At 60.9% G+C, this 10,091-nt stretch carries 4 protein-coding genes; 1 reads left to right on the top strand and 3 read right to left on the bottom strand.

All coding sequences use genetic code 11. From position 1 onward, the window contains the following. Positions 1-343: 343 nt before the first annotated feature. Positions 344-2,824: a TonB-dependent siderophore receptor gene (locus PMI21_RS27505; protein ID WP_007933112.1), complete on the top strand. Its 2,481-nt coding sequence runs from the start codon at positions 344-346 to the stop codon at positions 2,822-2,824. A 293-nt stretch (positions 2,825-3,117) separates the two neighbouring features. Here PMI21_RS27505 and PMI21_RS27510 read toward each other — a convergent pair whose 3' ends face one another. From PMI21_RS27510 to pvdO, 3 genes are all read right to left on the bottom strand, one after another. After that, complete coding sequence (locus tag PMI21_RS27510; RefSeq protein WP_033063770.1) at positions 3,118-7,293, bottom strand: amino acid adenylation domain-containing protein; 4,176 nt, start codon at positions 7,291-7,293, stop codon at positions 3,118-3,120. A gap of 136 nt (positions 7,294-7,429) precedes the next feature. Further along, the gene (locus PMI21_RS27515; RefSeq protein ID WP_007933109.1) at positions 7,430-9,088 is read right to left on the bottom strand and encodes a cyclic peptide export ABC transporter; all 1,659 of its coding nucleotides are present in this window, start codon (positions 9,086-9,088) and stop codon (positions 7,430-7,432) included. A gap of 80 nt (positions 9,089-9,168) precedes the next feature. Then, positions 9,169-10,056: a dihydropyoverdine dehydrogenase gene (gene pvdO, locus PMI21_RS27520; protein ID WP_007933107.1), complete on the bottom strand. Its 888-nt coding sequence runs from the start codon at positions 10,054-10,056 to the stop codon at positions 9,169-9,171. Positions 10,057-10,091: the final 35 nt, after the last annotated feature.

Genomic DNA, 10,091 nt, shown 5'->3' with positions numbered 1-10,091 from the left:
AGTAGCAGAAAAAAAGGCCGACGCCCAACGCGTCGGCCTTTTTTTTGAACTTTTTGCGCAAATGATAAATAAACTCATTCCGGTTTTTGCGCGGTGCTGCGTCTTACTTACGTAAGCAGATAAATCGAGCCGGGCAGGGTAGCCACAGGGTTCAGTTTTTCCCAGCCGTACACATTTTTACCGCTGCCCGGACAAATGATCGAGCCCGGGGAGGGGCCGGTCATCGACTTGCGACGTGTTGCCCGAGATGGCAGCCGATCCAGGTGGCTCACAGGTCCAGGCAGCGGCAGGGCACTCGGTTGCCCATGGATCCTATCCATTTCAACTAAAAATAGAGAGCACGATGTCAGCAATTCATGAGTTGAAACCTCTGTTCAAGGCCTTGGTCATTGCCCGAACCCTGCGCTCGCGTCGCTCGTTGGCCGGTCTGGGCATGGCTTGCCTGCTGCCGCTCAGCGCGCAGGTCCACGCCGAAGACTTCACCCTCAACATTCCTGCCCAGCCTTTGCCCCTGGCGCTGCAGGCGTTTGGCACGCAGACCAATCAGCAGGTGATCTACAACGCCGCCGACATCGCCGACCTGCGCAGCCACCGCGTCAGCGGCAAACTGAGCGCCGAAGCGGCCATTGCCGAACTGCTCAAGGGCACCGGCGTGCACTACAGCTTTGAAGGCAACACGCTGATGCTGGTACGCGGCAGTTCGACCGAGGGTCTGGAACTGGGCGCTACCACCATCAACGCGCAACAGGTGAGCGCGACCACCGAAGGCTCGAATTCCTACACCTCGAATGCCGTGACCATCGGCAAGGGCACCCACACCCTCAAGGAAATTCCGCAGTCGGTCACGGTGATGACCCGCAAGCAAATGGACGATCAGGATATCGTCGATCTCAAGGACGCGGCCAACAAGACCACCGGACTGGTCGGTGCCCAAGGCGTCGGCAGAGGTTTGATCCTCTCTTCGCGCGGTTTCCAGATCGATGACTGGCAGTACGACGGTGTGCCGATCCCGCGCAACACTTACGCGCTGGGCAACTGGGCCACGCAGGATTTGATTTTCTTCGATCGCATGGAAGTGCTGCGCGGTGCATCGGGCTTGCTGCAAGGCACCGGCAGCCCGGGTGGCGCGGTCAATCTGGTGCGCAAGCGCGGTCAGGCCGCACCGAAAGTTACCCTGACCGGCAAGGCCGGCTCCTGGGATCACTACGGTCTGCAACTGGACGCCGGCGGGCCGTTGAACCAGAACGGCACCATCCGTGGACGTTTCGTGGCCGATCAGGACGACACCCACACGTTCGTTGATTCCGAATGGTACAAGACCACCTCGCTGTACGGCGCACTGGACTTCGACCTGAGCGAAGCCACTACCGTGGGCGTCGCGGTCAGCCAGTCCAACGGCGAATCGCGCTCGAATGTCCGCGGCTTCCCGCGTTATTCCGACGGTAAACCCATCGACCTGCCGCGCAGCACGTACACCGGGGCGAAGTGGAACCATTCGGATATCGACGTCACCACGCTCTACACCGATCTGGAACACCGTTTCAACGACGACTGGGCCTTCAAGGTCGGCGCCGTGCGCATGACTGAAACCAACAAGGCGAAGAACCAGCGGGTGCAATCTTCCGGCAGTGGCATCAATGCCGATGGCAGCGGCGTGCAATACGCTGACTTCGTGACGGACATGGACTCCACCAAAGTCGCTCTGGACATGAACCTCACCGGCAAGTTCGAAGCCTTGTCCATGCAGCAGGAAATCATGGTGGGCGGCAACTATTCCAAATATACCTCGGACGACAAGTACGCCCGAACCTTCAATAACAGCTCCGACAGTATCTTCGACATTGATCACGACCGTCCGGAGATCAGCTACGAAGGTTTGATCAATAGCCGTGGTGGTCGCGGGACTCCCAGCCAATACGACATCCGGCAGAAAGGCCTGTACGGCAGTTGGCGGGTCAAGCCTGTTGAAGATCTGACCCTGGTGCTCGGCTCGCGGGTCAGCTGGTACGACTACAGCTACAAATCGTCTACCGAGACCTCGTCGGGCATTACCGTCAATCCTGAAAGCACCTCCAACGAAACCGGGGAAGTCACACCCTACGCCGGTATCGTCTATGACCTGAGCCGCGAATGGGCGGTCTACGCCAGTTACACCGACGTATTTACACCGCAGACCGAACGCGATACAGCCGGCACGGTACTTAAACCGATTGTCGGTAGTAACTACGAGATTGGTCTCAAGGGCGAGTTGATGGATGGCCGGATCAATACATCCGTGGCCCTGTTCCGTTACGATCAGGAAAACCGTGCCGTTCTCAATACGCTGGGTGCGCAAACCTGCGACGGTTGGTATTGCTCGACGGCATCGGGCAAAGTGCGCAGCCAGGGTCTGGACGCTGAAATCAGCGGCGAAGTGACCGACAATCTGCAACTGTTTGCCGGCTACACCTACAACACCACCAAATACCTCGACGACCCTACCAACGAGGGCAAAATCTTCAGTTGGTGGACGCCTAAACACATGCTGCGTGTGTGGGGCAATTATCAGTTGAGCGGCGACTGGAGTCGTGTGAGTACCGGCCTGGGCTTTACCGCCCAGACCCACACGGTGGGTTACGACCACTCCGTCAACGTTCCGGGTTATACCGTGTGGAATGCCCGTGTCGGTTATCAGCTCACCCCGGAAATCGAGCTGGCGATGAATGCCAACAACCTGTTTGACAAGACCTACTTCGCAGCGGCCTACAACCAGATTAACGGCAACAACAACTACGGTGATCCACGCAACGTGATGTTCAGCGTGAAATACACACCGCAGTTCTGAGTCCTTTGCACTCGCGTCAAAGTCCCGGCCCGCGCCCTTTTACAAGGGGCGCGGGCTAATCTTGTAGCAGCTGCCGAGCAGCGCGAGGCTGCGTTCGGCTGCGAAGCAGTCGTGAAATCAGGCACTGCGGTCCGTCAGATACACCGTGCATTCAGGGTTTACGACTGCTGCGTCCGAACGCGGCCCGAGCCGAACGCAGCCTCGCGCTGCTCGGCAGCTGCTACGGTATTACCTGAAGCACAAACAAAAACGCAGAAGCCATGGCTTCTGCGTTTTTTTTGGCCGTCGCTCGGTCAGCTATATGACTCGCCCTGGCAGCCGAGGAACACTTCGGTAAACGACTCCAGTAGCGACTCGGCGTAGATCATGCTGCGGTGCGGCAGCGGTGAGTGGATCGAGGTGTGCAATTGGCCTGTCACGTTGTGGGCCCTGAGCAGTTGTTCCGAATACAGCACTTGCTCCAGGGTTTTATGCGACAGCGACCACCAGCAACTGACCTGGACCTTGAGCAGCGGCAGCGAGAATGCATCGAACGCTGCCACCAGACGCTCGTGAATCGCATAGGCTTGCGCGTTCATGATCTCTTGCTTGATGCCTTCCAGGGTCGCGATCATTTCCTGTTCCCCGGTCGACGCCTGTTCGCTGGCCCAGCGATAGAAGGCCTTGAGATCTGCCGTCGGGTTCCGGGCGATGAAGCTCGCCGCCGCCGGTTCCAGATGCGCGAACATCAGGTTGAATACTTCGAGCGCCGCCAGCAGTTCGTTTTGCGCGCTGAGGTGGTTCGGGTTGTCTTCTTCCAGAGGCTTGCGCGGCAGGTCGGCGGGCAGGTCACGTTCCGGCAGAGTGGTGTCGACCAGGCCCAGAAAGCTTACCTCGCGGCCTTGCTGTTCAAGGTGGGCGGCGACGTCCATGGCGATGGCGCCGCCCAACGACCAACCCATCAGTCGATAAGGCCCGTGTGGCTGCTGATCGACAATCTGCGCGCTGTAATCTGCGATCATCTCGGCCCAGCTCTGTGTGCTTGATTCCTTGTCAGCAAAGCCCTTGTGCATCACGCCGAAGGTTCTGGCATGGCGACCGAGTTTCTTCGCCAGTGGCTGATAACAAAACACGATACCGCCGCTGGGGTGCAGGCAGAAAAGCTCGGGGGCCTTGGCAGTCGAGGCATTCAGCTCGACCACGCATTGCGCGTTTTGCTGATGCTCCTGGGCGATGGACCTGGCCAGTACTTCGATCGTGGGGTAAGCCAGCATTTGTTGCAACGCCAGTTTTATCCCGAGGCGGGCATGCAGCGCCGAGATGAACTGAATAGCCAGGATCGAGTGGCCACCCAGTTCGAAAAAATTGTCGTCCAGGCTGACACGTTCGACCTGCAACGCTTCCTGCCAGAGTTCGGCAAGGGCTTTTTCCAGCGGGGTCACCGGGGCAATGAAAGGGCGCTGCGACTGGCTCGGATCAGGCAGCGGCAGGGCTTTGCGGTCCAGCTTGCCGTTCGGGCTCAATGGCATGGCCGCCAGCACCAGCAGATGAGTGGGCACCATGTGGCCTGGCAGGCTGGCCCTGAGTTCTGCCTTGAGGGTTTCGCGCAGGTCGCGTTGGTGCTGCTCGCTCAACCCATCATTTTGGGCCACGACATAGCCGACCAACTGCATGCCCGTCGAACCTTCCCGGGCAACTACCACCGCCTCACGTACTTGTGGCGATTGCAGCAGACTCGACTCGATCTCTGCGAGTTCGATGCGCAAACCGCGAATTTTCACCTGGTGGTCCAGCCGGCCGACGTACTCGATCACGCCGTCGGCGCGGTAGCGTGCCAGGTCGCCGGTGCGATAGAGGCGGCCACCGCCCTGAGTATCAAACGGGTCGGGCATGAAACGCTCAGCCGTCAGACCTGGTTGATTGGCGTACCCGCGGGCAAGCAGGTCGCCGCCGATCGTCAGCTCACCCACGACGCCCACCGGCACAGCTTGACCACCGCCATCGAGCAGGTAAATCGCGCGCCCCGCCAGCGGTTGACCGATCGGCATGCTGTGGGGCAGGGCAGTGCGCCCGGTCACGTAGTCGCTGCAATCAAACACCGTGGAACTCACGGTCGTTTCCGTCGGCCCATAGATGTTCAGCAGTTGCACGTGCCCCAGCCCGGCCTCGCCCCAGGCGGCCACGCCTTGCGGTGGCATCGCTTCGCCACCGACGATTACCTGTCTTAGCGCACCATAGTCACGCTGACCGGCGGCGGCGAAGTGCTTGGCCAGCATGTTCCAGTAGGTGGTGGTCAGTTCGCTGACGCTGAACTGTTTATCGAGCAGTTCGCGGTACCAGGTGTCAGCGTCCCAGATGTCTGGCCCGCGGATGACTACCGACGCGCCACAGATCAGGGCTGGGTAGAACTGGTCGACAAAAGCGTCGAAGTTGCAGGTGGCGAACTGCAGTAACCGGTCCTGTGCAGTCAGGCCGAAACACTCCCGCGCCACCTCGGCGTGACGGGTCAAAGCCGAGTGGATGATGCCGACGCCTTTGGGGCGACCGGTAGAGCCGGAGGTGAAAATGACGTAGGCGAGGTTTTGGCCGGTGGTGCGGCAGAGCGGGTTTTGCGTGGTCAGTGACCCTTGAACCGCCATGTCGTCGACACAATGTACCTGAACGCGTGCTATTGCCGGCAGTCGATCCAGCAGCGAACGCTGACTCAACAGCACACGCAGGCCGCTGTCTTCGATCATCCAGGTCAGGCGTTCCTGCGGATAATCGGGGTCCAGTGGCACATAAGCGCCGCCAGCCTTGAGCACCGCCAGCAGGCTGACAATCATATGCGCCGAGCGCTCCACGGCAATGCCCACCAGCACTTCCGGTCCGACACCCTGTGCAATCAACGAGTGGGCCAGACCATTGGCGGCGGCGTTGAGCTGGGCGTAGCTGAGCTGAAGATCGTCGCAGATCAGCGCCACCGCGTGCGGTGTGGCCAGCGCCTGGCGTTCGAACAATTGATGCACGCCTTCCTCGGGTTGGGCCGACACGGGCGGGTTCCACTGCTGCAACTGCACCTGTCGCTCATCCTCGCCCAGCAACGGCAGTTCGCCGAGCGCGCGATCAGGATCATCGACCAGTGCCTTAAGTAGATTCTGCCAATGCCGCGCCAGGCGTTCGATGGTCTCGGGGGTGTAGAGATCGCGGCTGTATTCCAGGCTCGCTGCCACGCCGTGTTGCGAGTACGCGACATCCAGCGACAAATCGAACTTGGCCTGGCTCGACCCCGCGTCAAGGAACTCTAGCGTCAGTCCGTCCAGATCGATGGGTGCAGGCTCTACGCTGTCGGCACGCCAGTTGAACAGCACCTGGAACAGCGGATTGGCCTGCGCGCTGGCCTGCAATTGCAGGGCATCGAAACTCAACTCCAGCGGGTAATCCGCATGGTCCAGAGCCGCCAGGGATTCACGGCGCAGGCGCTGCAGAAAATCGCTGCCGGACAGCAACGGATCGAGGCGTACGCGGTACACCTGACTGCTGACAAAGCAGCCGACCAGCGCTTGGGTTTCGCTGCGATTACGGGTGGCATTCGGCACGCCGACGGTAAAGTCCTGCTGACCGCTGTAGCGGCTCAACAACAGTTGCCAGGCCCCGAGCGCGACCACGAAAGGCGTCAGGCCCTGTTGCTGGCAGAAGCGGTTCAGGGCAGCCGAAAGGGACCCCGGCAATTCGAACTCATGCTTGCCGGCCGGATGACGGTGTTGCGCGCTGCGGGGGACATCCACCGGCATATCCAGGGTCGGCAACGGAGTGCCCAGATAGTTCTGCCAGTAGTCGGCGCTGTTGGCGCAGGTCGCGCTGTGCAGATAGTCACCGCGTTGCCAGGCGGCGTAGTCGGCGTATTGAATCGCCGGACGTGGCAGCGGGGGGGCGTCTGCGTCGCTGGCCTGGGCGAAGGCACGGTTCAGGTCCTGCATCAGGATCGCATTGGACCAGGCATCGGAAACGATGTGGTGCATGTTCATCAGCAACAGCTGTTCTTCGGCGCCGATCTTGAGCAAGGTCGCGCGCATCAGCGGCGCCTGGCGCAGGTCGAACGGCGTGCCCGCCTGGGCCTCGATGCGCAGCGCTATCTGTCGGGCGCGGTCCTCGTCGGCCAGTGCGGACAGGTCTTCCTGGCCGAGCACCAACTTCGCCTGATCATCGACCACCTGCATGGCCACACCGTCGATCTCGCGGAACGCCGTGCGCAGGATGTCGTGGCGGTCAAGTACCCGGTTCAGCGCAATTTCCAGCCGCTGCGGCTGCAGCGCGCCGGTGATGCGCATCACTCGCGGCAGGTTGTAAGCGGCACTGTCCGGTGACAGTTGCTGGACAAACCACAACCGTTGCTGGGCAAAGGAGAGTGGCGCCGGGGCATTCCGTGCGCGGGCGGCTATGCCTTGGGGTTGACCACCGGCATCGGCCAGCAGCAGCGCCAGTAAATCATCATCGATCATATCGTTCATCGGTCTCTCGTCGTCGGCGGCCGCCTGGGCGCTGACGGCTTGGCCGGACATTGCGCCCACACGGGTAAACATTCAGTGGGTAACTGCCGGAACGAGGGCGCTCCGGCGGATTGACAGGCATCGGCAGAGAACGTGATCAGACCGCTGCCAACGACTGCTTCTGCGCGACGACCCGTCCGCCCTCCATCCGCACCAGTTGGTCGGCGACATCGAAGTAACGGTCGTCGTGGGAAATGACGATGATGGTCTTGCCCAGGTACTTCAGTTCCGGCAGCAGTTCGGTGTAGAAAATTCGCCGGAACACTGGATCCTGGTCAGCCGCCCACTCGTCGAACACCAGCACCGGACGCTCCTCCAGCCAGGCATTCAACAGGGCCAGGCGTTTGCGCTGGCCGGTGGACAGGTCGGTGGTGCTGAATGCACCATCGCGGATGCTGACTTTGTGGGCGATTTCCAGGCGTTCCAGGTAACGGTTGGCGTCTTCGGGAACCTGCTGGTCGCCTTGCACCAGTTCGTCGAACAGGTAGTAATCGGCAAAAATCGTGGTGAACAACTGGCGATAATCGTCGCGATTGCTGGCCAGCACTGGCGCACCGTTGAGGATGATTTCACCACCCTGTGGCGCGTAGAGGCCCAGCAGCAACTTGATCAGTGTGGTCTTGCCACCGCCGTTCTCGCCGACGATGAACACGATTTCACCTTGGGCGATGGAGAGGTTGACCGGCCCGAGGGTGAAGGGTTTGCTGCCGTCCACCGGCGGGAACGCGAAATGCACATCTCGCAATTCGAGGTGTTCGACCGCCGTTTTGGGGGTGTTTTTGTCACTGAGCAGCAAGTGCGGCTCGGGCGAGGAAAACTGTTCGGCAAGGTCGGCAATCCGTTTGAAGGCGATGTTGGCGCGGCTGACTACCGGCAGGGTGATGACCAGGTATTCCAGCGGGCCTTTCATGTACAGCAACACCAGTACGAAACCGCTGAGGACCGCTTTGTCAGTGCCCAGCCAAAACGACTGCAGCGCCAGTGCCAGGCCGATGACCACGAAAAACAGCATCGAACCGAAGGTCTTGGCCACCACGAACGTGTTGATCGAACGGATGTGGGTATCGCAGATGTAGTCGGCGGTGCCTTCGATGCGCTGGCTGAACATGCGTTGGCGACGCGGGCGATGAATGCGCAGTTCCTTGGCGCCGGCGGCAATCGCGTTGTAGTGCTTTTGCAGTTCGTCTTCAGCCTCGCGAGCGGCTTCGAAGCCCTTGATGCCCTTGGCCCTGGCCACATACTGCACCACGGTGCCGATCACCAGTGCCACCAGCAACAGGGCGAACATCGGCAACGACAGATACGCCAGGTAGCTCAGGCAGCCCAGGGTCACGGTGAAGGCAATGGCCAGCGGCGCGAAGGAAAAGGCGAAGCTGCTGACGGTGTCGACATCGTGGGTCAGGACCGGAATGAGTCGATGGCTGCGATAGCGCTCGATCTGTTCGATCGGGGCCAACAGGACTTTCTCGCCCAGGGATTTACGCAGCCCGGCAATGATGCGTTGGCCGACATGATTGGTGCCGATGTCCGACAGAATCGACGCCGTCAGGGCCAGCGCGCACAGGCCGACAAATGTCATCAGCACACTGGCGGTGGGGCTGCCTTCGGCGTTCAGGGCGTCGTTGATGGTCGCAAGCAGCGCGGTAATGCTGAGTCCACCCAGCATGCCAAGCAGGATCGACAGCACCACGACGACCCGGTAAGGCTTGAGCAGGCTGAGGACTTCACTGATGGCTCCGCGGGAATTCGAGGTCATGGGGGTTTCCGCTTCAAGTGCCGTCAAGGGCAGAAGTTCAAGGGTTGAGGTTCAAGGGTTGAGCTGTTCGTGGGCGTGCATCACAGGTCTCGCGCAACGCGAAAACCGAGCCAGTCGCCACGGGTATCGGGGTAGGTGGCGTTACGGTTGCCCGAACGCGAGAACACCGGTGCTTCACCCCAGTCATTGCCTCGAATGCGTCGGGCCGTGCATTCGCCGGTCAACCACGCGCTGCCATCGCTCGGTGCTCCGATGTAGTTCTCGTTGTAGCAATCGGCGGTCCACTCATAGACGTTGCCGTGCATGTCGTACACGCCGAAGGCGTTGGCCGGGAAACTGCCCGCCGGTGAGGTGAAGTTGTAGCCATCGGCGGCGCCGTAGGTGTTGGCGTGTTTGGCGATGCTGTATTCCTTGCCTTCATCGAACGGGAAGGGGAACGGGCCGCTGCTGCCCGCGCGGGCGGCGTACTCACGCAGCGATTCGCTGACCAGTCGATAGTGTTTGCCGGTCTTCTTCGAGAGCCAGGCCACGTAGGCATTGACCTCGGGGAAGTCCATGCACACTGCCGGATGCCTGGCCGTGCGTTCATAGCGCGGCACGCCGGCCTTGCACTCGCGGCCCGGGCGGGTGTCGCCGTCGGGCATGACATAACCGCTGTCGCGCAGGTACGCGTCCCACTCGCCGGCCAGCACCTGAAAGCGGCTGATGGCCAGCGGTTTGGCGAAGGTCACCGGGTGCAACGGACCTTCGTCTGGCTCGCGACCCACTTCATTGTCCGGGGTGCCCATGGTGAAGGTCCCGGTGGGCAGCACGACCATCTCCGGGCAGTCCTTGCAATCCTTGAAAACCTTGCCGGGCGGGGCGGGGGCGGCAGCCTGAGCGACGCCCGGCAGCAGGCCTGCAACCACGGCGGCGAAGGCCAGTGCGGGGAGCGTCTTCAGGGAAAAACTACGCAGCTCACTGTTCATCATTGCTCTCGATAAAAAGTTAAAAGGAATCAGAG

Source organism: Pseudomonas sp. GM18, from assembly GCF_000282195.1.
Classification (GTDB): domain Bacteria; phylum Pseudomonadota; class Gammaproteobacteria; order Pseudomonadales; family Pseudomonadaceae; genus Aquipseudomonas.
Note: the sequence above shows the minus strand (reverse complement) of the source record. Positions and strands in the feature narration are given on the sequence as shown.